The sequence below is a fragment of the Microbacterium trichothecenolyticum genome (assembly GCF_041938625.1).
Taxonomy (GTDB): Bacteria; Actinomycetota; Actinomycetes; order Actinomycetales; family Microbacteriaceae; genus Microbacterium; species Microbacterium trichothecenolyticum_D.
The window spans coordinates 1,577,929-1,602,144 of sequence record NZ_CP169427.1 but is presented as its reverse complement, the minus strand read 5'-3'; the positions used below and the strand labels follow the sequence as shown (position 1 = coordinate 1,602,144).

Here is a 24,216-nt window from a genome sequence, read left to right as displayed (position 1 = left end):
GATGCTGCAGCCCGCGGCTGCACGTCGCTGCCCGGGTCCGGCCGGGCCTACGCCGCGCTGCGGCGGTAGATCGCGGCCGCGGCCGTCCGTGACGGCGCCTCCAGCTTGCGGAGGATCGCCGACACGTGCACCGACACGGTCTTCACGCTGATGTAGAGCCGTTCGGCGATCTGGCCGTTGCTGAGCCCTTCGGCGACCAGCTCGAGCACCTGCTCCTCGCGGGCGGTCAGCACCGAGCGGGACGCATCGCCGGTGAGTCCGGCATCCGTCATCACGGCGCGGGCGCGCGCGGCGAGGCCGTCGGCGCCGAGACCCTCGGCGTACGACGCGGCGGCCGCGAGCGCCTCTCGTGCGCCGGTGCGGTCGCCGTCGGCCAGCAGCGACTCGCCGTGGCGCACGCGGGCGTATGCCCGGACATAGGCGGGGCCCACCGCATCGATCGCGACGGTCCATGGGCCCTCGCCGAGTTCTGCGGCGAAGACGGCAGCCCAGAGCGGCGTCACCGGCCAGCCGTCGAACCCGGCGAGCACGGCGCGGTACGGCTCGATGTCGGCGTCCTCTCCGCGTTCGCGCAGCATCGCGACCGCCCGGGCCGCGATCCCGGTGAGCGGCAGCGCGAGCACGCCGCCGGCGGGCGTCTCCCACGCCAGGCGGGCGTGCGACAGCGCCTCGTGCGCGTCTCCGCGGGCGAGGGCCAGCTCGCCGAGGTCGTAGGCCATGCCGAACCGCGTTTGGTACTCGTAGGCGCCGAACCTGTCGAGCTCGAGGCGGGCGGCCTCGAGGGCCGCCTCCGCGCCGTCGATGCGGCCCCGCCAGATCGCGAGGCACACCAGCCGCTCCCTCAGGAACGCCGAGTACAGACCCGGTTCGACGAGCGGCAGCAGCCCACCCAGCTCCTCGGCCTCCCTCAGCCGACCAGCGTAGATGTGCGCCTCGATCACGTTGGCCTCGATCATGACGAGGGGGCCGAGGTCGGCCACATGGGTGCGCCCGTACTGCATGCCCTCTTGCGCCACGGCCAGCGCATCGTCGTATCGGCCGACCTGCATGAGAGTGTTCGAGTAGTTGATGTAGTAGCGCATCATGGCGCGGACGAAGCCGAGCGAGTGCGCACGGGCCTCCTCGAACAGCGCGACGCCACCGACGTCGCCGACGCTCGCACGGCAGGTCGCGGCGATGAGCAGCGCCTGCGCGAGGATCTCGCGGGCGGCCGGGTCTCCTGCGGCGGCCGCCGCCTCGGCGGTCGCGCGTGTCTGGGCGGCGACCTCGGCGCCGCGTCCCTGCCGCCCGTTCAGCATGTGGACGCGCGCGGAGCTGAGCAGGAGGCCGGCGCGCTGCACGTCGTGGCGCGGGTCGGCGCCGAGGATCGCGAGCGCCTGCTCGATGCTCGCGACGCCGTCCGACACTCCCGCCTGGAACTCGATCGTCGCGAGGTCGCCGAGCATCGCCGCGCGCCCGACGACGTCGTCCTCGGGCCACAGGGCCACCGCCTCTCGCGCGAACGCCAGGGCGCGATCATTCCGGTTCGCTGACACCAGGGCGGCGGAGGTCCGTCGCAGCACCTCGGCGCGCGGCATCCCGCAGATCCCCTCCGGGTCGGGAACAGAGTCCCACAGTTCGAGCACCCGCTCCCCCGCCTCGGCCGCCGTCGACCACGCCGACGCGTCGCTCGCGGCGCGCTGCGCCGCGACACCCGCCGCCAGCGCCCGGTCGGGCACGCGTGCCGCGCGCCAGTGGTGGGCGACGTCAGCGAGCACGCGGGCGGAGGGGGCTGAGTTCTCGAGGGCCACGGCGTACGCCGTGTGCAGCCGTGTCCGCTCGGTCGGCAGCAGCTCCGCGTACACCGCCTCCTGCATGAGCGCGTGGCGGAACGCGTACGCATCGTCGCGGATCACGACGACCTGCGCGTCGACGGCGCTGCGCACGGCGTCCTCGAGGGTCGCCTCGTCGCCGTCGAACACATCGCGGAGAACGGGGTGCGCCACCTCGACCCCGCCGGTCGCCAGCACGCGCGCGAAGCGGCGGGTCTCAGCATCCAATCGCTCGTATCTCAGCAGGAGGACATCCCGCAGCGATACCGGAAGCCGCGCACCGGAGAAGCTCGCGAGCTCTTCGACGTAGAACGGGATGCCCTCGCTGCGGGCGGCGATGTCGTTCAGCACACCCGGTGCGAGTGTGTCACCGTGCACGGCGGTGGCGAGCGCGCCGACCTCGGCGGGGCTGAGGCGTGCGAGCGGCCGATGCGTGAGCAGGCGCGCGCGGTCGAGCTCGGCGAGCACGGGGCGCAGCGGGTGGGCCCGCCCGACGTCGTCGGTGCGGTACGACAGCAGAACGAAGAGGGGCAGCGCCGCCGACCGGCGCACGAGCCGCGCGGTGATGTCGCACGTGGTGCTGTCGGCCCAGTGGAGATCCTCGATGATGACGACGAGCCGCTGCGTGCGGGCCAGCTGCGAGAACAGCTCGACCACGACGTCGGCGAGGCGCTCGGCGTCGCCGGGGCTGTCGGCGAGAGCGGGCACGAGCACACCGAGCGCATCGGCGCCGGGGCCTGCGGCCTCGCGCACGGCGTCGACGCCGAGCGCGTCGACGAGGTCGCGCAGGAGGTCCGTGATCGCCGTCAGGGGCGCCGGGCCCGACCCCGAGTCGACGCATGCGCCGCGCACGACCACCGCGTCGTCGAGACTCTCGGTGAAGTCCCGCAGGAGTCGGGTCTTGCCCATGCCCGCGTCGCCCGACACGACGACGGCGCGACCTTCCGCGCCGACGGCGTCGACCTCGTCGCGCAGCGCGTCGAGGTCCGCCTGGCGGCCGACGAGGGGCACCCGGCCGATCTGCATACCGCCCATCATCCCACCAGCCTCAGGGGTGAGGCGGTCGCCGCGGATCGGGAGGAATCCCTATGTTCGGGACGTCAGCCGCGGCGGTCCTGCACCTTGTTCTTGATGAACAGCGGCGGCAGCAGCCACGTCGCGAGCGCGGTCACGAGCCACACGATGAGCGTTCCGATGATCCACGCCACCGGCCCGTCGATGCCGATGCCCGCCGCCGGGATGAGCACCGCGATGAGCAGGGCCACGAACGTCGACAGCAGTCCGATGCCGCCGAGGAGCGCGTGGGCGTGCCGCCGCGTGATCTTGAACAGCCACGGCGCGAGCACGCTCTGCAGCACCGCGAATATAGCGACCGCGAGCACGATCCCCCACCAGTCGTTCCAGTGGAGGTAGAACCCCTCCAGGACCAGGTCGGCCACGATGAGGCCGAGCGCCGCCGACACGAGGAAGATCAATGCGCGGATGAGCAGCGTGAGCACGCTCGAAGCCTAGCGGCGCAGCATCCGTCCTCCGCGCAGCGCCTCCCTGAAAGGGTTCACTTGCGCTGTATGTAGGCCGATCCGCGACATCGACGTACATCTAGCGCAAGTGAACCGGGGGCGCAGGGCGACAACGCAACGCGCCGCGCTGCGTCACGAGCGTGAACGCAGGGCTCCTCGGACGCGGCGGATCAGCTCACCGGGGTTGTCGAAGAGCTCCGCCTTGGTGACGCGGATGATCCGCCACCCGAGGGCCGCCAGATCGTCGTGCTTCTGGATGTCGCGGTTCCACTGCGCAGTGTCCAGACGATGATGGTCGCCCTCGTACTCGATCGCGATCTCGAGGTCGACGTAAGCGAGATCGACGCAGCCGATGAACCTGCCACGGTCGTCGTACACATCATGGTCGAGGACGGGCTCAGGAAGCCCCGCGTCGACGATCGTGAGCCGCGTCCACGTCTCCGGACGCGATGCCGAACCGGCGCGTGTACGGCGGAGAGCCTCTTCGAGGGCGCGGACGCCGATCCTTCGTCCGCGTCGGAGTTCGACGGAGAGCTCCGCGACCGTCGCGTAGGCCGGGCGGAGGACGCGCCCATTCGGCCCGGCGATGCGGGGCGTGCGGGTGACGGCGTCAGCGATCGCGGTGAGGTCGTACGGATGCTTCACCACCGTCCCCAGTTGCGCCCATGTCGAGGCCGGCGATGTGATCGAGAAGCCTTCGGGGTGCGCGACGATCGACACCTGGGCAGCCGAGAGCTGGCGGCCTCGCACGCCTCGGCCGGACGGGGCCCGGTGAGGGGCTGCGACCGACACGTCGATGCGATCAGGGACCGGCGCGGGCAGAGGCAGGTTCCACAGCAGCGCGGCCGTGGAGTGGGAGAAGAACTCGTGGGCGTGCATATGCACCGTGAACTGGCGGGCGGCGCGGACGTGCGCATCCCGCGCCAGGTCGAGCGGGTGCCGCTGCCCCGCGTTCTCGTTCTCGTCCTCGACGCGAAGCGCGCGCAGCCCGTTGAACGGGCGGTCGAGCGCGCTGTCATCGACCGCACGACGCGACATCCCCGCACGGCGGGCATCGGCGACGCGGAAAGCGAAATCGTCGTTCGTAGGCACCCGTGAACTGTCGCAGGTCGCTGCCAGGCGTCCGTCGAGTTATCCCCAGGTCCGCCCCGCGAGCCTCCACTCGCGCCTCGCGCTGAATCGGTTCACTTGCGCTGGATGTACGTCGAACGGCGGCTCACGCGTACATCTAGCGCAAGTGAACGGAATGGAACGGCGCCGAGGGTTCGAGAGGGTGGGTCGCGGGGCGACGGAGGACGAAGGCGGCGGTCAGTCGTCGGAGCCGAGGGCGGCGAGGCGCGCCTCTTCGTCGGCGGTGATCGCCGACTCGATGAGCGGCTCGAGCGCGCCGTCCATCACCTGGTCGAGGTTGTACGCCTTGTACCCGGTGCGGTGGTCGGCGATGCGGTTCTCGGGGAAGTTGTACGTGCGGATGCGCTCGGACCGGTCCATGCCGCGGATCTGCGACTTGCGGGCATCGGATGCCGCGGCCTCGAGCTCCTCCTGCTGCTTGGCGAGCAGGCGTGCCCGGAGCACACGCATGCCGGCCTCGCGGTTCTGCAGCTGCGACTTCTCGTTCTGCATCGACACCACGATGCCGGTCGGCACGTGGGTGATGCGCACCGCCGAGTCGGTCGTGTTGACCGACTGCCCGCCGGGACCCGACGACCGGAAGACATCGATCTTCAGGTCGTTCGGGTCGATGTGGATCTCTTCGGGCTCGTCGACCTCGGGGAACACCAGCACGCCGGTGGTCGAGGTGTGGATGCGCCCCTGCGACTCGGTCGCGGGCACGCGCTGCACGCGGTGCACGCCGCCCTCGTACTTGAGGTGCGCCCAGACGCCCTGCGCGGGGTCGCTCGACGTGCCCTTGATCGCGACCTGGACATCCTTGTAGCCGCCGAGGTCGGACTCGTTGCGCTCGAGCAGCTCGGTCTTCCAGCCCTTCGACGCGGCGTACTGCAGGTACATCCGCAGGAGATCGGCCGCGAACAGCGCCGACTCGGCACCGCCCTCGCCCTGTTTGATCTCCATGATCACGTCGCGCGCGTCGTCGGGGTCGCGCGGAATCAGCAGACGCCGAAGCTTCTCCTGCGCCTCGGCGAGCCCGGCCTCGAGAACCGGCACCTCCTCGGCGAACGCGTCATCCTCGCGGGCGAGCTCGCGGGCGGCATCCAGATCATCGGATGCCGCCACCCAGTCCTCGTGGGCCTTCACGATGCGCGACAGCTCGGCGTAGCGCCGGTTGACCCGCTTGGCGCGCGCCGCATCGGCGTGCACCGCGGGGTCCGAGAGTTCCTCCTGGACCGCGCGGTGCTCGTCGATCAGCCCTTTGACTGACTCGAACATCGAGGATCAGCGGATGCTGTTGTCGTGATCGTGGCTGCGGCCACCACCGTGCCCGTTCGCGGGCGCCGGGATCGACTTCTGCATCTGCACCAGGAACTCGACGTTCGACTGCGTCTCCTTGAGCTTGCCGAGCACGACCTCGAGGGCCTGCTGGGGCTCGAGGCCGGCGAGCGCGCGGCGGAGCTTCCAGGTGATCTTGACCTCGTCGGGCGAGAGCAGCATCTCTTCGCGGCGCGTGGACGACGCGTTGACGTCGACCGCGGGAAAGATGCGCTTGTCGGCGAGCTGGCGGTTCAGACGCAGCTCGCTGTTGCCGGTGCCCTTGAACTCCTCGAAGATCACGTCGTCCATCTTGGAGCCGGTCTCGACGAGCGCCGTCGCGAGGATCGTGAGGGATCCGCCGTTCTCGATGTTGCGCGCCGCGCCGAAGAAGCGCTTGGGCGGGTACAGTGCCGACGCGTCGACGCCACCGGTGAGCACGCGGCCCGAGGTCGGCGCCGAGATGTTGTAGGCGCGGCCGAGACGGGTGATCGAGTCGAGCAGCACGACGACGTCGCGACCGAGCTCCACGAGGCGCTTCGCGCGCTCGATGGCGAGCTCGGCGACCGTGGTGTGGTCTTCGGCGGGACGGTCGAAGGTCGAGGCGATGACCTCGCCCTTCACCGTGCGCTGCATGTCGGTGACCTCTTCGGGGCGCTCGTCGACGAGCACGACCATGAGGTGCACCTCGGGGTTGTTGATCGCGATGGCGTTCGCGATCTGCTGCAGCACGATCGTCTTGCCGGCCTTCGGGGGCGCGACGATGAGGCCGCGCTGGCCCTTGCCGATCGGCGCGACGAGGTCGATGATGCGCTGCGTCAGCTTCTCGGGCGCGGTCTCGAGGCGCAGGCGCTCCTGCGGGTAGAGCGGCGTGAGCTTGCCGAACTCGACGCGCGCAGCAGCGTCGTCGACCGAGAGGCCGTTGATCGCGTCGACCTTGACCAGCGCGTTGTACTTCTGGCGGCTGGACTGCTCGCCCTCGCGCGGCTGCTTGATCGCGCCGACGACCGCGTCGCCCTTGCGCAGGTTGTACTTCTTCACCTGGCCGAGCGAGACGTAGACGTCGCTCGGACCCGGGAGGTAGCCGGTGGTGCGTACGAAGGCGTAGTTGTCGAGCACGTCGAGGATGCCCGCGATCGGGATGAGGACGTCGTCCTCGCCGATCTCGGTCTCGAACTCGTCGCCGGTCGCCTGGCCGGTGCGGCGCTTGTTGCGCTGGCGGCCGCGGCCGCCCGCCTGTCCCTGCTGCTCGTCCTCCTGGGTGTCGGCCTTCGCGGGCTCGGCGGCGGGCTGGCTCTGGTTCTGCCCGCCCTGGCCGTTCTGCGCCTGCGCGTTCTGGCCGCCCTGGGCGTTCTGGTTCTGCGCGTTGCGGTTGCGGCTGCGGCTGCGGCTGCGGCTGCGACTGCGCGACGGCGTCTCGGCGCCCTCGGCCTCGGCGGCCTGCTCGGCGCCCTCGCCCTCGGCGGGCACCTCGGCGTCGGCGGCAGGCGCGTCGGCGGGGACGGATGCCTCCTCCGCAGTCTGCTCGCCGGCCTCCGCCGGCGCGACCTCGGCGGGTGCCTCCGCGGGCGCTGCCTCGGCCGGGGTGTCGGCGGGTGCTTCGGCGGCGGGCTCGGCCGGAGCGACGTCGGTGCTCTTGGCGCGACGCGGCGCGCGCTTGCGCGGGGCCTTGGCCGGCGCAGCCGGAGCCTCGACGGGCGCCTCGGCAGCGGCCTCGGCCACGACGACCTCGGCGACGACTTCTTCGGCCACGGCCTCGGCGACGACCGCCTCGGCGACTGCCTCCTCGGCGACCGCGTCCGCGACCGCGACCGCGGCCTCGGCGACGGCCTCCTCGGTGATGGCGTCGGCGATGATCGCCTCGGCCACGGCTTCCTCGGCCGCTTCCTCAGCGGCCTCGGCGGCGGCAGCATCACCGGACGCTTCGGCGGTGATCGCTTCGGCGACCGCCTCCTCCGCGACAGCTTCCGCGGCGAGTGCCTCGACGACGGCCTCCTCGGCGACGGCGTCGGCCGCCTCCGCGACCTCGACGGCCCCTTCGGCGACTTCCTCGGCCACGACGGCCTCGATGTCGGCTTCCTCAGCCACGGCCTCGGCCTGGGCTTCGATGCTGTCGACGTTCTCGCCGGCCTCGGGCGCTTCCGCGCGCTCGTCGGCCGGAACGTCGGCGTGGATCTCGGAGATGGACTCCACGAGTTCTCCCTTGTGAAAAACGGAACGATTGTGCACGATCGCACGGCGCTGCCGGGTGGCGTCTGCCTGCTTCGAACAGTTGTCACGCCTGTCGAAGCTCCCGCCGACGGGGTGAGGGACCGCGAGGGTGCTCAGCGGACGTCGGCAGGTCAGAATGCCGTGCGGTGGTTTCGCAGATTTGCGACGGAGGCCAGATTCACGTCTTACGTGGAACCCTCCGCGTACTCCCTCACTGTACCACCCTTGAAGTCGACGGCGAGCATGAGCGACTCCCACGGGGTGTCGGTCGCCGACGCGGCGAGGGCGGCCGCTTCGAGGCGGCGTCCCGGGCCGTCGGCGAGCACGAGCACGCTCGGTCCCGCCCCCGACACGACGGCCGCGAAGCCCGCCGCACGGAGGGCTCGCACGAGACCGTCGGTCTCGGGCATCGCGCTCGCGCGATAGTTCTGGTGAAGCTTGTCCTCCGTGGCCGCCTGCAGCAGCTCGGGGCTCTGCGTGAGTGCCGCGATCAGCAGTGCGGAGCGCGAGACGTTGAAGACCGCGTCCTCGCGCGGAACGTGCATCGGCTGCAGGCTGCGTGCGAGCTTGGTCGACATCGTGAACGTCGGCACGAAGACGAGCGGAGACACACCGCGGTGCACCAGCAGCTTCTTGTGCTGCGGACCGTCCTCGTCGACCCACGCGATGGTGAGGCCGCCGAACAGGGCCGGTGCGACGTTGTCGGGGTGACCCTCGAGTTCCGTCGCAAGGCGCAGCAGCGCGTCGGGTCCGAGCTCGACGTCGCCCTCGAGCAGGCCCTTCGCGGCCAAGAGGCCCGACACAACCGCGGCGCCGGACGAACCGAGGCCGCGTCCGTGCGGGATCACGTTCTTGGCGACGAGGCGGAGGCCCGGCATCCGTCGCCCCACAGATTCGTACGCGTAGGCGATCGCCCGAACCACGAGGTGCGAGGCGTCACGCGGCACATCCGCCGCACCGGCACCTTCGACCTCGATCTCGAGTTCGCCCTCGGGCAGCGACGTGACGTGGAGCTCGTCGTACACGCTCAGCGCGAGGCCGAGGGTGTCGAACCCGGGTCCGAGGTTGGCGCTCGTCGCGGGCACCCGTACCACCACCCGGCGGCCGGGCGCCGGGGCGACGGCTGCGTTCACGCGGTCGCCGCCGCGGGGGCGAGCTCGAGGACGGACGCCACCTCCGACGTCGTGGCGTCGACCACGGTGGGCTGGACCTCCGAGCCGTCGGCGTTGCGCAGCGCCCAGTGCGGGTCCTTGAGGCCGTGGCCGGTCACGGTGAGCACGACGCGCGCGCCCTGCGGCACGACGCCCGCCTCGACACGGTCGAGCAGGCCCGCGACGCTGATCGCCGACGCCGGCTCGACGAAGATGCCGACCTCGCCCGCGAGGAGCTTCTGCGCCGCGAGGATGCGGTCGTCGTCGATGGCGCCGAAGTACCCGTCCGTCGCTGCACGGGCCTCGAGGGCGAGGTCCCACGAAGCCGGGTTGCCGATGCGGATGGCGCTGGCGACCGTCTCGGGGTGCTTCACGACCTCGCCGCGCACGAGCGGCGCGGAGCCCTCGGCCTGGAAGCCGAACATGCGGGGGACGCGGGTCGAGACGCCGGCCTCGGCCTCTTCGCGGTAGCCGCGGGTGTAGGCCGTGTAGTTGCCGGCGTTGCCGACCGGGATGAAGTGGAAGTCGGGGGCGTCGCCGAGCTGCTCGACGACCTCGTACGCGGCGGTCTTCTGACCGTCGATGCGGTCGGGGTTGACCGAGTTGACGAGGTGCACCGGGTAGTTGTCGGCGAGCTCCCGCGCGATCTCGAGGCAGTCGTCGAAGTTGCCGCGGATCTGGATGAGGCGGCCGTTGTGCGCGACGGCCTGGCTGAGCTTGCCCATCGCGATCTTGCCCTCGGGCACCAGCACCGCCGCCGTGATGCCCGCGTGCGCGGCATACGCGGCCGCCGAGGCGGACGTGTTGCCGGTCGAGGCGCAGATGACGGCCTTCGCGCCGTGCTCGATCGCGCGCGAGACGGCGACGGTCATGCCGCGGTCCTTGAACGAGCCCGTCGGGTTCATGCCCTCGAACTTCACCCACACGTCGGTGCCGGTGCGGCGCGACAGCGCCGGCGCGGGCAGGAGCGGCGTGCCGCCCTCGCCGAGGGTGACCACGGTCGAGGCATCCGTGACGCCCAGACGATCTGCGTACTCGCGGAGGACTCCGCGCCAAACGTGTGCCATGTCAGTTCTCCTTCAGAAAAGTCTTCAATTGCCTTCGACGCGCAGCACCGAGACGACGCGCTCGACGACGCCGCTCGCTGCGAGGCGGTCGACCGTCTCGCTCAGGTCCTGCTCGAGAGCCTTGTGCGTGCCGATCACCAGCCGCGCCACGCCGCTCTCGCCGTCGCCCGATCCCACGACCGTCTGCTCGAGGGTCGCGATCGACACGCGCCCCTCGCTCAGGATTCCCGCGACCGTCGCCAGCACGCCCGGCTGGTCGTCGACCTCGAGCGTGATCTGGTAGCTGGTCGTCACGCGTCCGACCGGGACGATCGGCAGGTTCGCGAGCGTCGACTCGCCGACGCCGACGCCGCCCGCGATGTGGCGGCGCGCCGCCGACACGACGTCGCCGAGCACCGCGGATGCGGTCTGCACGCCGCCCGCGCCCGCGCCGTAGAACATCAGGTTGCCGGCCGCCTCGGCCTGCACGAACACCGCGTTGTTGGCGCCGTGCACGCTCGCGAGCGGGTGCGCTCGGTCGATGAGCGCCGGGTAGACGCGCACCGAGATGGATTCACCGGATGCCTCGGTGAGGCGCTCGCACACGGCGAGCAGCTTGATGACGTACCCGGCGTGGCGCGCAGCATCCATCATCGATTTGTCGATGGAGGTGATGCCCTCGCGGTGGACGGCGTCCAGCGGCACCGTGGTGTGGAACGCGAGCGAGGCGAGGATCGCCGCCTTCTGCGCGGCGTCGTAGCCCTCGACGTCGGCGGTCGGGTCGGCCTCGGCGTAGCCGAGGCGCTGCGCGTCAGCGAGCACGTCGGCGAAGTCCGCCCCCTCGGTGTCCATGCGGTCGAGGATGTAGTTCGTCGTGCCGTTGACGATGCCCATGATCCGCTGCACGCGATCGCCGGCGAGCGAGTCGCGCAGCGGACGGATGATCGGGATCGCGCCGGCGGCGGCCGCCTCGTAGTAGACCTCGGCGCCCACCTGGTCGGCGGCGTCGAAGATCTCTGGGCCATGTGTGGCGAGGAGCGCCTTGTTGGCGGTCACGATATCGGCGCCCGAGTTGATCGCGTGCAGCAGGTACTCGCGCGCCGGCTCGATGCCGCCCATGAGCTCGATGACGATGTCGGAGCCGACGATCAGCGAGTCGGCGTCGGTCGTGAAGAGCTCGCGCGGCAGGTCGGCGTCGCGCTTGGCGTCGACGTCGCGGACCGCGATGCCCACCAGCTCCAGTCGCGCGCCCGCCCGGTCGGCGAGCTCGTCGGCGTGCTGTCGCAGCAGCGAGGCGACCTGCGAGCCGACGGCTCCGGCTCCCAGCAGTGCGACCCGGAGGCGGCGGTAGTCGGTCATGCGTTCCCTTCCGTCGGTGCGCCGGCGAGCTCGCGCCCGCGGTGCACGGTGCTGAGGCCGGCGTCGCGGGCGAGCAGATCGTCGATCGTCTCGCCGCGCACGATGACGCGTGCCTCTCCCCCGCGCAGCGCCACGACGGGCGGGCGGGGGACGTAGTTGTAGTTGTTCGAGAGCGAGAAGCAGTACGCGCCGGTGGCGGGGACCGCCAGCAGGTCGCCGGGCGAGACGTCGCCCGGGAGGTACTCGGCGTCCACGACGACGTCGCCGGACTCGCAGTGCTTGCCCACGACGCGCGCGAGCACCGGCTCGGCGTCGCTCGTGCGCGACGCGATGCGGGCCGAGAACTGTGCACCGTACAGCGCGGGGCGGGCGTTGTCGCTCATGCCGCCGTCGACGCTCACGTACAGGCGCGTGTCACCGCTCTCGAGCGCGACCGGCTTGGTCGTGCCCACCTCGTACAGGGTCACGCCGGCGCGGCCGACGATCGCGCGACCGGGCTCGAACGCGAGATTCGGAACCGGGATGCCGCGCACCTCGCACTGCCGCGCCACGGCCTCCGCGATGCCGAGGGCGAGCGCCTCGATCGGCGTCGGATCGTCGACGGACGTGTAGGCGATGCCGAAGCCGCCGCCGAGGTTCAGGACGGGCAGCTCCCCGCCCTCGCGGAGCTCGGCGTGGAGCTCCACCAGGCGGGAGGCGGACTCCTCGAACCCGGCCGTGCCGAAGATCTGCGAGCCGATGTGGCAGTGCAGGCCCACGAACTCGAGGCCGGGGAGCTCGCGGATGCGGGCGACGGCGGCAGGGGCATCCGTCAGCGTGAAGCCGAACTTCTGGTCTTCGTGAGCCGTCGCGAGGAAGTCGTGGGTCTCGGCGTGCACGCCGCTGTTGACCCGCAGGAGCACGGCCTGCGTCGCTCCGCGGCGCTCCACGATCGCCCCGAGGCGCTCGATCTCGATGAGGCTGTCGATGACGATCGAGCCGATCCCGACCTCGACGGCCCGCTCGAGCTCGGCCGCCGACTTGTTGTTGCCGTGGAAGCCCAGGCGCGCCGGGTCAGCACCCGCCGCGAGGGCGACGGCGAGTTCGCCGCCGCTGCACACGTCGACCGCGAGCCCCTCTTCGGTGACCCAGCGCACGACCTCGGTGCTGAGGAACGCCTTGCCGGCGTAGTAGACGCGGGCCTGCACGCCGTGCAGCGCGGCGGCCGCGCGGAAGGCGTCCAGGGTGCGACGGGCGGCCTGGCGCACTTCGTCCTCGTCGACGACGTAGAGCGGTGTTCCGAACCGTTCGCGCAGCGCGGTGGCGGGGATGCCGCCGAGCTCGAGCACGCCGTCGGCGTCCCGCGTCGCGGCCGCCGGCCACACGGCGGGCGCAAGCCCATTCGCGTCGGCGGGGCGTTCGAGCCACGCGGGAGCGACGGAACGGGTATGCGGGTCGGCGGACACGGTGGACCAATCGGTGGGAGCTTCGACGCTGGCCGTCCGGGAGTCCGGGGGCGGCTCTGCCAGGCCGGAGGGGTCACGCGCCTGGCGGTGCTAGCAGTCTAGGGCACACGGCTCCAGGGCCCCGTGTCGTGTGACGCCCCACGGCGTCTCAGGCGCAGGTGCCGTTCTCCTGGAGCGCCGGATCGGTGGCGATGGCTCCGTCGACGTCGAAGTCGGCGACCAGGACGTCGCCGGTCACCTCGACCCCGGTGAGCGTGACGCCTGCCGGCAGGTACCGCGCGACGCACACGTCCCAGTCGCGCACCACGCCGTCGGCGAGTCGGCCGAACGTCTTCTGCACCTGTGCCGCCGACACCTCGGCGCCGCCGAGCTGCAGCGACGCGGGCGTCAGCACGAGGTCTCCCTGATCGGCCGACGGGGTGAGCGCCGCCCCGACCGGGACGGTCGCGCCGAACAGCGTGAGATCGACCTCCATGGTGACGTTGGGCGCCGCCAGCCCCAGGCTGTCGACGGGGAAGCCGTCGACATTCGACATCAGCTCGCGCAGCTGCTGCTCGTCGAGCACCACAGTTGCGTCCGCGTTCTCGATGGCACCGTCGCGAACCCCGACGCCGTGAGCGACGACCGAGATGTCGCCCGTCACCTGCCCGTCGGCCCCCTGGCCGCCGATCGTGACGTCGTCGGAGGAGATCGTCAGCTCGGTCAGTGTGCCGGCGATGAGCTGCGGGAGCACGGCTCCTTCGATCCCGACCTCGATCTGCTGATCGGCCGGCAGCGACAGCTGGGTGCGCACCTGGTCCTGCACGATCCCGGTCACCACCTGGCGGGCGATCGCCTCGGCCGCGAACCACGCGGCCACCGCGAGCACCGCGACGATCGCGAACGCGACGATCCAGGGCCACACGCGGCGCGATCGCTCCGGTTCTGCCGGCACCGAGCCGCCGGGAAGGGGTTCGGTCACCTGCGTGTCGCCTCTGGCCATATCTACATCCGTTCCGGTGCGGTGACGCCGAGAAGATCGAGCCCGTTGCGCAGCACCTGGCCGGTGGCGTCGTTGAGCCACAGGCGGGTGCGGTGCACCGGCTCGACGGGCTCGTCGCCCAGCGGGATCACGCGGCAGTTGTCGTACCAGCGGTGGTAGAGCCCGGCCAGCTCCTCGAGGTAGCGGGCGACGCGGTGCGGCTCGCGGACCTCGGCGGCGAACGCCACGATGCGCGGGAACTCCTGCAGCGCGCCGAGGAGCGCCGACTCGGTTTCGTGCGTCAGCAGCTCGGGTGCGAATGCGGAGCGGTCGACGCCCGAGCCGTGCGCATTGCGCGCGACGTTGTGCGTGCGCGCGTGGGCGTACTGCACGTAGAAGACGGGGTTGTCGTTCGTGCGCTTGCGCAGGATCTCGGGGTCGAGCGTGAGCGGCGAGTCGGCGGGATAACGGGCGAGCGAGTAGCGCAGCGCGTCGGTGCCGATCCAGTCGCGGAGGTCGTCTAGCTCGATGATGTTGCCCGCGCGCTTCGACAGCCGCGCACCGTTCACCGACACGAGCTGCCCGATGAGCACCTCGATGTCCTTCTCAGGGTCGTCGCCCGCCGCGCCCGCGAGCGCCTTGAGGCGGTGCACGTAGCCGTGGTGGTCGGCGCCGAGGAGGTAGATCTTGTGCGCGAAGCCGCGGTCGCCCTTGTTGAGGTAGTACGCGGCGTCGGCCGCGAAGTAGGTGTACTCGCCGTTGGAGCGACGGATGACGCGATCCTTGTCGTCGCCGAAGTCGGTGGTGCGCACCCACACGGCGCCCTCGTCGTCGAACACATGGCCCTGCTCGCGCAGGCGGTCGACGGCCTCGTCCACCAGGCTCGGCTCACCCTGGGACCCCTTCGCGTGGAGCGTGCGCTCGCTGAAGAAGACGTCGAAGTGCACGTTGAACTTCTCGAGCGACGACTGCAGGTCGCCGAGCTGCAGCTCGTAGGCCCGGTCGCGTGCGATCCGCAGCTGCTCATCCTCGGGGAGCGACAGCAGCTCGGGCACCGCCGAGACCACGCGCTGAGCGAGGTCGTCGATGTACGAACCCGGGTAGCCGTCCTCGGGGGTGGGCTCGCCCTTGGCGGCGGCGAGCACCGAACGGCCGAACCGGTCCATCTGCGCGCCCGCGTCGTTGACGTAGAACTCGCGCACGAGGGTCGCGCCGCTGGCCAGCAGCAGGCGCGCCATCGAGTCGCCGAGCGCCGCCCAGCGGGTGTGGCCGATGTGCATCGGACCCGTCGGGTTCGCACTGACGAACTCGAGGTTGATCGTGTTGCCGCGCTGGGACTCGTTCGTTCCGAACGCCGCGCCCGCGTCGACGATGGTCTTCGCGAGCGCGCCGGCGGCCGCAGCATCCAGTCGGATGTTGATGAAGCCGGGTCCGGCGACCTCGACGTCGGCGACGCCGTCGACCTGGGCGAGGCCGGCCGCGATGTCGGCAGCGAACTCGCGGGGGTTCGCGCCGACGGCCTTCGCGAGCTTGAGCGCCGCGTTGGAGGCCCAGTCGCCGTGGTCGCGGTTCTTGGGCCGCTCGAGCGGCAGGTCGGCGACGGTGAGTCCCTCGGCCGCACCGGGTCGTCGCGCCTCCGCGAGCGGGGCGACGACGGCGAGCAGGGCGGCGGAGAGGGCTTCGGGGTTCATAGCCCGTCAAGTCTACGGGCGCCGCCCGCTGCGCCCCTGACCGGGGTCAGGACATCTGCACCAGGGCACCGAAGTCGTCGGCGGCGGGATCTGATGCCTCGGGCAGCGCCTCGGGCAGGGTGTCGAGCCCGTCGAGGGTCGCGGCCTCGGGGACGACCCACGCGTCGACGCGCAGGCGCTTCAGGCCCACGTAGCCGCCGTGGTAGCTGAGGAACGCGCAGTCGGCGGCGTCGCGACCTGTCGCGATGCGCACGAGCGAGTTGCGGTTCGCGAGTCGCGTCGCGTCGATGACGTACCAGGCGCCGTCGAGGTAGGCCTCGGCCACGGCGTGGAAGTCCATCGGGCGCAGGCCCGGCGCGAAGCACGCCGCGTAGCGGGCGGGCATGTCCATGGCGCGCAGGAGCGCGATGACCACATGCGCGTAGTCACGGCACACGCCCTGGCCGGTCATCAGCGTCGTGACCGCGCTGTCGGTGCCCTGGCTGAGACCGGGCGTATACGTCGTGCTCGTCGCGACGAACTCCGAGACGGCGGCGATGAGGTCGTGGCCCGACAGCCCCTTGAACTGGCGACGGGCCTGCTGGAACACCTCGTCGGACTGCGCGTAGCGACTGGGGCGCAGGTACGTGATGGCCTCGAGGTCGCTCGTGCGGCTGCTCGCGGCCTGCCCGTCGACCGTCGCCTCGTAGCGGATCTCGAGGTGTCCGGGCTCGCCCGTGAGGCGGTGCAGACGGCTGCCGGACTGATCGACGATCTCGGTCGGCGTGTACACGCGATCACCCTGTGTGAACGTCAGCTGCTCGCTCGAGATCGGCACCGCCTGAGCGGCTGCGATCTGGAAGATGAGGTCGACGGATGCCCCCAATTCGAGGTCCATCTCGGCGGTCACGACGCGTTGCACCGAAGTATCCTCGCATGCCGCGAGGAGGGGGAAGTGCGGGGTTGACAAGGTCTCGCTGCGAGTGTTCCGCAAGCGATTCCAACCCTCAGGATCAGGCACCGGTCTTCCCCAGTTCGCGGCCCCTGTACGGACCTCGTTCGGGCATGACTTACCCTCTCTCTATGCACGCGCCCGGCCGCACCCGAGCTCGGCGGCCGTGGCTTCCTCTCGCGGGCGCCGCGCTGGCCGTCGCTGCGGTGTGCGCGGTGGCCGTCCTGCGACCCTGGGGCGCTCCCGAGCCGGTTGCTCCCGCAGCGGTCGCCGAGGGCGACGCGGCGGTCGCAGCATCCGTCCCTCCCGCCCCTCTGGTGCTGGAAGAGGGCGCGCGCGTACTCGTCTTCGGGGACTCGTGGGTCTACGGGTCGGCGGCGACCGTGCCGACCCTCGGCTTCGCGTATCTGCTCGCCGACGAGCTCGGCGTCGAGACCGTCGTGGACGGCGTGCGCGGCAGCGGCTACCTCAAGCCGGGCCTTGACGGACCCGCCTACGGCGAACGCATCGACGCACTGGACCCGGCACTCGACCCCGACCTCATCATCGTCGAGGGGTCCATCAACGACCGCAAGCTCTATCCGGCCGGATATCGGGATGCTGTCACCGCCGCGTGGGACGCTCTCGACGCCCGCTACCCCGACGCCGAGATCGTGATCCTCGGCCCGTCGCCACAGGTGCTGCCCGTGGAGGACGCGACCCGGGAGATCGACGCCGATCTCGGCGAGCTCGCGGGCGCGCGCGGCTGGTGGTACATCTCCCCCATCATGGAGGCCTGGATCACCGACGCCAACTACCTGGAGGTCATCGACACCGGGCCCATCGGGCGCGACCACCCGTCGACCGTCGGCCACGCCTACCTCGCCGACCGTGTCGCGACGGCGATCGAGCGCATGGAGCAGCAGCCGGCGATCGTCGCCGACGCGCCCCTCGACGAGACTCCCCCGACACCCTGAAGTGGCGGGGCCGCGGGCGCCTGGATGGTAGTCTCGATCGGCACGCCTCCGTAGCTCAGGGGATAGAGCGTTGGTTTCCGGTACCAAAGGTCGCAGGTTCGATTCCTGTCGGGGGCACCACCACCATCACCACTGGTAGTGAGAAGGACCGCGGGTCATCAAGACCGCGGTCCTTCTGCTTTTCCCGCGCGACGAGAGGCAGGGTGTGGGACGGTCCCCGGCACGACTGTCACGCCCGTTCCTCCGTGTCCCGCACCGCCGCAGTCTGTAAACCATCGCGTGATGCTCGCTCGCACGAGAGGAGCAGGAGGTGGTGGAGCTGCTGCTGATGATGGGAGCCGTCTTCGTACTGTCGTGGCTGGCGCAGTCGCTGGCGGGAACCGTCGTGATGAACGCCGAGAACGCTGAACACGGCCAGCCCGCGATCAGGTGGGTCGATTACCTCGCCACTCCCGACTTCTGGAACCGGACACTTCAGAACTGGCAGTCCGAATTCCTGGCGGTGGGCGCGATGATCGCGCTGTCGATCTTCCTCCGCCAGCGTGGTTCGAGCGAGTCCAAGCCGGTCGGTGCGCCGCACCACGAGACGGTGGTGTCGGGCGAGTGAGATGAGCTCGCTGCGGCCGGTCTTCGCATCCCCGCCGGATCCTGTCAAGGGCTAGGTGACCGTCCCGGCGCGGAGGATCATCGGAAGTGGAGCTGATCGACGACCCCCTCTTGCGTCCCCAGCGCTTCGTTTCGCCGACATCTCCGGAGGGAGGCCGCACGATGGGCAAGCTGATCTACGAAGGGACCATCAAGGTCGACTTCGACGACCGGACACTCGCTCACCTGCAGCTCGTGATCGGCACGAAACTGCGGCGTGGTGAGCCGTTCCACTTCACGTGGCGCGACGACGCCAGCATCGGCGACGGACGCACGACGATCTGGGTGCACCCGCGATGCGCCCTCGTCTACAAGTTCTATGGCAGCCGCAAGCCGCAGCTGAACCCCGCCTGGATCGACGCGCTCGCGTACACCGCGAACTCGTCGACCGGACTGTACCTGGTGCCCGAGCCGGCGATGCCGGTGAACCACGACCACGTAGAGCACGAGGCCGTCGAGTAGCGGGTGCGGCCGATTCCGCCACGCAGCTAAACCGGCGGCGTGCGCTTGTCAAGGCGATAGGCGTGACGCGGTCGACGCACTGGGATGGGGCTGACGGCGACGGGAGCGGCGATGAAGAGAATCGACATCTACTACGGCGGAGACCACTACAGCATCGGCGGGCGACGCCTCGAGGACCTCCGCCAGGAGGTCGAGGCCGGCCTCGCCGGGGGTGTGCACTGGCTCGAGGTGAACGACGGCGAGGGCATGATGCGAACGGCGCACCTGCTGGTGACCCCGGGGGTGCCGCTGGCCATCGTGCCGATCCCCGACGAGTCGCCCCCCCTCGCCCCCGACGAGGTCTGGTCGAAGGGCGGCCCGCCCGTCGCCGGATGACGGATGCTGCGCCTCAGGCGCCCGTCGACGACGGCTGCGGTGTCGCGGGCTCGGCCTCGTCCGGGAGCGACGGAGTCGGGATGACGACGACGTCCTGCACCTTCCAGTCGAGCCGCGCCACCGCGTCACGTGCCTCCTCGAGCTGTTCGAGGCGCACCTCGTCGGTGCGCGGCACGACGAAGACCTCGACGTGGAACACCTGCCCCATGTCGCGCATGCGCACCGCGGTCTCGCGGACCCACCCGAACTCCTCGACACGGTCGGCGATGCGGGCGATGAGCGGATGCGGACGCGCGTCGTCCTCGGTGCGTGCTCGCTGATCGATGAGGTCGCGGATTGCGCCGCGGCTGTTGCGCCAGCCGTCCCACATGATGCCGAGCGAGATGAACAGCGCCGCGGCGCCGTCGAGCCACCACAGGCCGATGCCGACGCCGAGCACGCCGACGATCGACGCCACCGTCGATGTCCAGTCTGCCTTGGCCATGTCGGCGTCGGCATACAGCACCTTGTTGTGCAACTTCGGCGCCAGCTTCGCCTTGGCATGCCCGTAGAAGAACGGGCCGATGACGATCACGCTCATCACGGCCACCATGAGCCAGCCGAGCCAGATCGTCTGGCCGAACAGGTAGACCGTGCCGATCGAGGGGTGCTCGGCACGCACGAGCCCGCTGATCGCCTCAAAGGCGAGGTTGCCTCCCACCGCGAGCAGCGCGACTCCTGCGACGAGATGCCCCACCCCCATCACGCGGTGATATCCGAACGGGAAGGCCCGGGTGGGCGGACGCCGGATGAAAAGCAGCGCGATCAGGAAGGAAATCTGCGGGATGAGCGACAGCATGTCCTCGATCCATGCCGTCTTCATCGCCTGCGAGCCGCCCACGACGAGCGCGATGAGCCCGATGGTGACCAGCGTGTAGCCGATCGTGAACCACTCCCACCGGATCGCACTGCGGAGGGCCTTCTGCTGCGCCTCGGGAAGATCGGTGCGCCCCATCTTCTTCATCGCGCCAGCTCCCGGTCGAGGTAGCCCTCGAGGGCCGCCAGCCACGCGTTCTCACCCAGCGGCGCGAGCAGCACCACGGGACCCCGGGCACCGGGGATCGAGTCGTAGGCCCGGGTGACCGCGACCCGCTGCGACCACGGGGTCGCGTCGGTCATCCCGCCGATCGCGAGATCGAGGTCTCCGGTCTCGAGTCCATCGACGAGGTCCTCCTCGCTGCCGACGGTCCAGGTGACCTTGGCGTCGACCGACGCGCCGAAGTCTTCCACCAGCTCCGCGAGGGAGCCGCCGACCTCCGACCCGTCGATGGTCACGAGCTCGCCCGAGGCCGACGCGCCGGCCCGCAGCTCACCGCCGCGCACCCGATCCACCGTGCCCTGTGGATCGCTCGGCACTGTGATGCCGCAACCTGCGACGCACAGTGTCAGCACCAGCAGGGGCACGCTCCACACGCGTCGCCACCGGCTCATGCGCTGAGTCTCGCCCTCGGCCCCGGTGGTCGGGACCGCCTTGACCCTCCCTCATCGGACTGCTAAACGCCGGAACGCAGTCCTCGAGGCGATCGCCGGCGCCGCGGGAGGCGACGCCGGCGATCGGTGAGCACGGCCGGCTACGGCAGGACGATCTCGAAGTCCGGGTCGCCCTGGTCGAGCACCGCCAGGATCTGCGTCAGCACGTCGACGTCGCCGCGCACCTCGATCCCGTCCGAGTCCGTGTCGCCTCCGGCGAGCCGGATCAGACGAGGCTTCGACAGCGTCAGCTGCAGCGGCGTCGCCGCGTCGGCGTCGCGCTCGACGTAGACCAGCACGCCGTTGCGCAGCGTCACGTGGAAGCTGCGATCGAGATCGGTGAGGGTGACATCGAGCGACAGGTCGAGATCCCACGCCTTCGGGCCGTTCACGCGGATGGCGACGGCGTCGAAGAGCTGCTCTGGCGTGAGCTGGGCGATGATCAGCGGCGCCGCCGTCTGCGTCGGCGTGCCGAAGTTGCCTTCGCGCAGCTCGGTGGCACCCGACAGGAAGAAGTTGCGCCACGTGCCGTTCTCGGCGCCGTACGCCAGCTGCTCGAGCGTGTCCGCGTAGAGGGCACGGGCTCCGGCGTGGTGGGCGTCCGCGAAGACCGCGTGGTCGAGCAGCGTCGCAGCCCAGCGGTAGTCCCCCGCGTCGAAGCCCTCCTGGGCGAGCTCGACGACGCGGTCGACGCCGCCGATCGCCGCGACATACCGCTCCGCGAGCGCCTGCGGCGGATGCGGCCACAGGCGCGCCGGGTTGCCGTCGAACCAGCCCATGTAGCGCTGGTAGATCGCCTTGACGTTGTGGCTGACCGAGCCGTAGTAGCCGTGCGTGCTCCACGACGCCTCGAGCGCCGGCGGCAGTTCGATCATCTCCGCGATCTCTGCGCCGTTGTAGCCCTGGTTGAGCAGCCGCAGGGTCTGATCGTGCAGGTATCCGTACAGGTCGCGCTGGATCGCGAGGAACGCCCGCACCTCCGCGTTGCCCCAGGTGGGCCAGTGGTGCGACGCGAACACAACTTCAACCTCGCTGCCGAACCGTTCGATGGCTTCCGTCAGGTACTGCGACCACACGTGCGGGTCGCGTACGACCGCGCCACGCAGCGTCAGCAGGTTGTGCAGCGTGTGGGTCGCGTTCTCGGCCATGCACAGCGCGCGGTAACGCGGCAGGTAGAAGTGCATCTCGGAGGGTGCCTCGGTGCCCGGCGCCATCTGGAACTCGAACTCGACGCCGTCGATGGTGTGCGTCTGGACGGTCGTCGTCACCTCGAGGGTCGGCGGGAGGATCGTCGGGTTCCCGGTCGACGTCGTCTGCCCGAGTCCGGCACCGACCTGGCCCTTCGGCCCGCGCGTGAGCGCCGCGCCGTACATGTAGCCGGCACGGCGCGCCATCGCTGTTCCCGCGTATACGTTCTCAGCGACCGAGTGCTCGAGGAAGCCCTCGGGCACCACGATCTGCACCTTGCCCGCTGTCACGTCGTCCTGGCTCACGATGCCGAGCACGCCGCCGAAGTGGTCGATGTGACTGTGCGAGTGGATGACCGCGTGGATCGGGCGGTCTCCCCTGTGCTTGCGGTACAGCGCCATCGCGGCCGCGGCCGTCTCCACGGAGATCAGAGGGTCCACGACGATCACGCCGGTGTCGCCCTCGATGACCGACATGACCGAGAGGTCCAGCCCGCGCACCTGGTACAGGCCCGGCACGACCTCGAACAGGCCATGCTTGGCCACCAGCTTCGACTGGCGCCACAGGCTGGGATTCACCGAGTCGGGCGCGTCGCCCTCGACGAAGTCGTAGGTCGAGGCATCCCACACCACCTCGCCCTTGTCGTTCCGGATCTTCGGGTCGTCGAGCGTCCCGATGAATCCACGATCCGCGGCGGCGAAGTCATCGACGTCGTCGAACGGCAGGGCGGCGAGGGCCGCCGCCTGCGCGTCGCGGATCGACGCTTCGGGTTCCCGCTGTTGCATGTTCCTGTTCCCTTCGTCCCGGCCCCGCGGGCCGTGGTCTTCATTCCCGCGGCGCGGGTGCTTCGAGCGCCGCGACAGCCTCGCGGTTGGTCGCGAAGAACGTCTGCCCCGAGAGCAGTCCGAGCTCCTCCAGGCGCGCTCGGGTCGAAGGCCTGACCCGGCTGAATCCCAGGCTCACACCCTGCTGGGCGAGCCATTCCTCGAGCGACGCGAACGCCTCCGCACCGGTGACGTCGATGTCGGTCACCGCTTCCATGTCGATGACCACGTGGTTCACCGGCTCGTCGGCCCCGGTCACCGCGCGCTTCACAGCAGCGGAGAACACGGCGCCGTTCGCGAAGAACAGCGGCGCCGCCATCCGCACGACCGCGATGCCCGGCGCGGTCGTCGCGCCGGCCTCCGCGTCTTGGAGGAGCGACTGCTTCGCGTCGTCGTCGGCGGCGAGCACGTCGATCGACGGGTTCGCCGCGCGCTTGGCGAGGTTGATGAGGGCGAGCACGAACGCCACGAGGATACCCGGGATCGCGCCGATGAACAGCGTCACCAGGAAGCACACCGCGCCGATCGCGAACTCGAAGCGATCCTGTCGCCACAGCTGACGGAACTCGCGGATGCCGAGCAGCGGCAGGATCGCGACGCCGACGACGGCGCCGATGGCCGGTGACGGGATGTCGGCGAGCAGGGCGGTGCCGAACACCAGGAGCAGCAGGGTGCCCACCGCCAGCACCAGCGACGGAAGCTGGGTGCGCGAGCCCGCCTGCTCCATCGCCGCGGTGCGCGAGGTGGACGATCCCATCGAGAAGCTGCCCTGGGCGCCGGCGGCGATGTTGCCGAGGCCGAACGCGAGGAGGTCGCGGTTGGCGCGGAAGGGATAGCCGTGCTTCTCGCCATAGGACCGGGAAACGAGGAGCCCTTCAGCCGTGGTGACCAGGGTGAGCGCGATCGCCGACGGGATGAGCGCCCCCCACATCTGCCAGTCGATGACGGGCCACGTGAGCGTGGGCGGACCGGCAGGAACCTCGCCCAGCACGTCGACGCCCTGCTTGTCGAGTCCCGTGAGCACGACGAGAAGGGTCGACAGGATCAGCACGACGAGCGCCCACGGCACGGCCTTCAGGAATCGCGCGCCGAGCAGCAGGACGGCGACGGACACCGCCGAGATCGCCAGCGACCACGCGTTGATCGTCTCGAGGTTCGACACGAGGCCGAACACCTTGTCGACGAACTCGCCACCGGAGTCGATCTTGACGCCGAGCATCTTCGCGATCTGGCTGACCAGGATGTCGAGGGCCAGACCGCCGACGAAGCCGATCAGGATCGGCTTGGAGAGGAAGTTCGCGAGGAAGCCGAGCTTGAACACGGCCATCAGCACGAACATGACGCCGCAGATGATCGCCTGCGCGAGCGCCAGCGTCGCGTAGTCCACGCTGCCCGCGGTCGCGAGGCCGCCGATCGACGAGGCGACGAGGGCGGCGGCCGCGGCGTCCGGCGATGCCACGAGCTGGCGCGACGACACCACGAGCGCGTAGACGATCGTCGGCACGATGAGGGCGTACAGGCCCGCGGTCGCCGGCAGCCCGGCGATCTGGGCGTACCCGATGTTGAGCGGGATGGCGATCGCGAGGAGCGTGACGCCGGCGGTGAGCTCGGTGACGAGATTCCGCCTGGTCAGGCCGGCGAGGGGTCGCTGCATTCCTGCTCCTGAGGTACGTGGGACACAGTGTCTCCACCTTGGCACGGGTG

Annotated in this window: 20 protein-coding genes and 1 tRNA gene; 5 read left to right on the top strand and 16 right to left on the bottom strand. The window is 70.6% G+C overall.

Annotated features, from left to right (window positions below):
• Positions 1-47: 47 nt before the first annotated feature.
• The 12 genes from ACEYYH_RS07180 to ACEYYH_RS07125 all read right to left on the bottom strand — a co-directional run bounded on the left by ACEYYH_RS07180 (position 48) and on the right by ACEYYH_RS07125 (position 16,523).
• Entirely contained in the window at positions 48-2,837 is a 2,790-nt protein-coding gene (locus tag ACEYYH_RS07180; RefSeq protein ID WP_374977546.1) for a helix-turn-helix transcriptional regulator, read from the bottom strand.
• Between the two features lie 74 nt (positions 2,838-2,911).
• Positions 2,912-3,310 carry a hypothetical protein gene (locus ACEYYH_RS07175; RefSeq protein WP_374977545.1) on the bottom strand — a complete coding sequence of 133 codons (399 nt, stop codon included), beginning with the start codon at positions 3,308-3,310 and terminating at the stop codon, positions 2,912-2,914.
• A 153-nt stretch (positions 3,311-3,463) separates the two neighbouring features.
• The gene (locus ACEYYH_RS07170; protein WP_374977544.1) at positions 3,464-4,423 is read right to left on the bottom strand and encodes an endonuclease domain-containing protein; all 960 of its coding nucleotides are present in this window, start codon (positions 4,421-4,423) and stop codon (positions 3,464-3,466) included.
• Between the two features lie 216 nt (positions 4,424-4,639).
• A complete protein-coding gene (gene prfA, locus ACEYYH_RS07165) occupies positions 4,640-5,719 on the bottom strand; it encodes a peptide chain release factor 1 (RefSeq protein ID WP_374977543.1) in 1,080 nt (359 codons plus the stop codon).
• Between the two features lie 6 nt (positions 5,720-5,725).
• Complete coding sequence (gene rho, locus ACEYYH_RS07160; RefSeq protein ID WP_374977542.1) at positions 5,726-7,951, bottom strand: transcription termination factor Rho; 2,226 nt, start codon at positions 7,949-7,951, stop codon at positions 5,726-5,728.
• Between the two features lie 203 nt (positions 7,952-8,154).
• Positions 8,155-9,102, bottom strand: coding sequence for a homoserine kinase (gene thrB / locus ACEYYH_RS07155; RefSeq protein ID WP_374977541.1), 948 nt, complete (start codon positions 9,100-9,102; stop codon positions 8,155-8,157).
• On the bottom strand, positions 9,099-10,187 hold the full coding sequence (gene thrC, locus ACEYYH_RS07150) for a threonine synthase (protein WP_374977540.1): 1,089 nt from the start codon (positions 10,185-10,187) through the stop codon (positions 9,099-9,101). Before thrC ends, thrB begins: the two co-directional genes overlap by 4 nt.
• A 24-nt stretch (positions 10,188-10,211) precedes the next feature.
• Positions 10,212-11,525: a homoserine dehydrogenase gene (locus ACEYYH_RS07145; RefSeq protein WP_374977539.1), complete on the bottom strand. Its 1,314-nt coding sequence runs from the start codon at positions 11,523-11,525 to the stop codon at positions 10,212-10,214.
• Positions 11,522-12,970: a diaminopimelate decarboxylase gene (gene lysA / locus ACEYYH_RS07140; RefSeq protein WP_374977538.1), complete on the bottom strand. Its 1,449-nt coding sequence runs from the start codon at positions 12,968-12,970 to the stop codon at positions 11,522-11,524. The genes ACEYYH_RS07145 and lysA overlap by 4 nt, the downstream gene beginning before the upstream one ends.
• Before the next feature lie 148 nt (positions 12,971-13,118).
• The gene (locus ACEYYH_RS07135; protein ID WP_374977537.1) at positions 13,119-13,952 is read right to left on the bottom strand and encodes a DUF2993 domain-containing protein; all 834 of its coding nucleotides are present in this window, start codon (positions 13,950-13,952) and stop codon (positions 13,119-13,121) included.
• A 2-nt stretch (positions 13,953-13,954) separates the two neighbouring features.
• Complete coding sequence (locus ACEYYH_RS07130) at positions 13,955-15,622, bottom strand: arginine--tRNA ligase (protein WP_374977536.1); 1,668 nt, start codon at positions 15,620-15,622, stop codon at positions 13,955-13,957.
• A gap of 46 nt (positions 15,623-15,668) precedes the next feature.
• Complete coding sequence (locus tag ACEYYH_RS07125; protein ID WP_374977535.1) at positions 15,669-16,523, bottom strand: transglutaminase family protein; 855 nt, start codon at positions 16,521-16,523, stop codon at positions 15,669-15,671.
• A gap of 161 nt (positions 16,524-16,684) precedes the next feature.
• Between ACEYYH_RS07125 and ACEYYH_RS07120 the strand changes: the two genes are divergently transcribed.
• The 5 genes from ACEYYH_RS07120 (at position 16,685) to ACEYYH_RS07100 (ending at position 18,991) form a co-directional block, all read left to right on the top strand.
• Positions 16,685-17,509, top strand: coding sequence for an SGNH/GDSL hydrolase family protein (locus ACEYYH_RS07120; RefSeq protein ID WP_374977534.1), 825 nt, complete (start codon positions 16,685-16,687; stop codon positions 17,507-17,509).
• A gap of 44 nt (positions 17,510-17,553) precedes the next feature.
• Positions 17,554-17,629: transfer RNA gene (locus ACEYYH_RS07115), tRNA-Arg, on the top strand.
• A 190-nt stretch (positions 17,630-17,819) separates the two neighbouring features.
• Positions 17,820-18,116 (top strand): DUF6766 family protein, encoded by a 297-nt coding sequence (locus tag ACEYYH_RS07110; RefSeq protein ID WP_374977533.1) that lies wholly within the window; start codon positions 17,820-17,822, stop codon positions 18,114-18,116.
• Between the two features lie 161 nt (positions 18,117-18,277).
• Positions 18,278-18,616 (top strand): ATP-dependent DNA ligase, encoded by a 339-nt coding sequence (locus tag ACEYYH_RS07105; protein WP_374977532.1) that lies wholly within the window; start codon positions 18,278-18,280, stop codon positions 18,614-18,616.
• Positions 18,617-18,727: 111 nt separating this feature from the next.
• Positions 18,728-18,991: a hypothetical protein gene (locus tag ACEYYH_RS07100; protein WP_116196768.1), complete on the top strand. Its 264-nt coding sequence runs from the start codon at positions 18,728-18,730 to the stop codon at positions 18,989-18,991.
• Between the two features lie 13 nt (positions 18,992-19,004).
• Here ACEYYH_RS07100 and ACEYYH_RS07095 read toward each other — a convergent pair whose 3' ends face one another.
• The 4 genes from ACEYYH_RS07095 to ACEYYH_RS07080 form a co-directional block, all read right to left on the bottom strand.
• Entirely contained in the window at positions 19,005-19,994 is a 990-nt protein-coding gene (locus ACEYYH_RS07095; protein ID WP_374977531.1) for a cation diffusion facilitator family transporter, read from the bottom strand.
• Entirely contained in the window at positions 19,991-20,461 is a 471-nt protein-coding gene (locus ACEYYH_RS07090; protein WP_374977530.1) for a hypothetical protein, read from the bottom strand. The genes ACEYYH_RS07095 and ACEYYH_RS07090 overlap by 4 nt, the downstream gene beginning before the upstream one ends.
• Positions 20,462-20,601: 140 nt before the next feature.
• Positions 20,602-22,473, bottom strand: coding sequence for an alkyl/aryl-sulfatase (locus tag ACEYYH_RS07085; RefSeq protein WP_374977529.1), 1,872 nt, complete (start codon positions 22,471-22,473; stop codon positions 20,602-20,604).
• Between the two features lie 40 nt (positions 22,474-22,513).
• A complete protein-coding gene (locus ACEYYH_RS07080; protein ID WP_374977528.1) occupies positions 22,514-24,166 on the bottom strand; it encodes a SulP family inorganic anion transporter in 1,653 nt (550 codons plus the stop codon).
• Between the last annotated feature and the right edge of the window lie 50 nt (positions 24,167-24,216).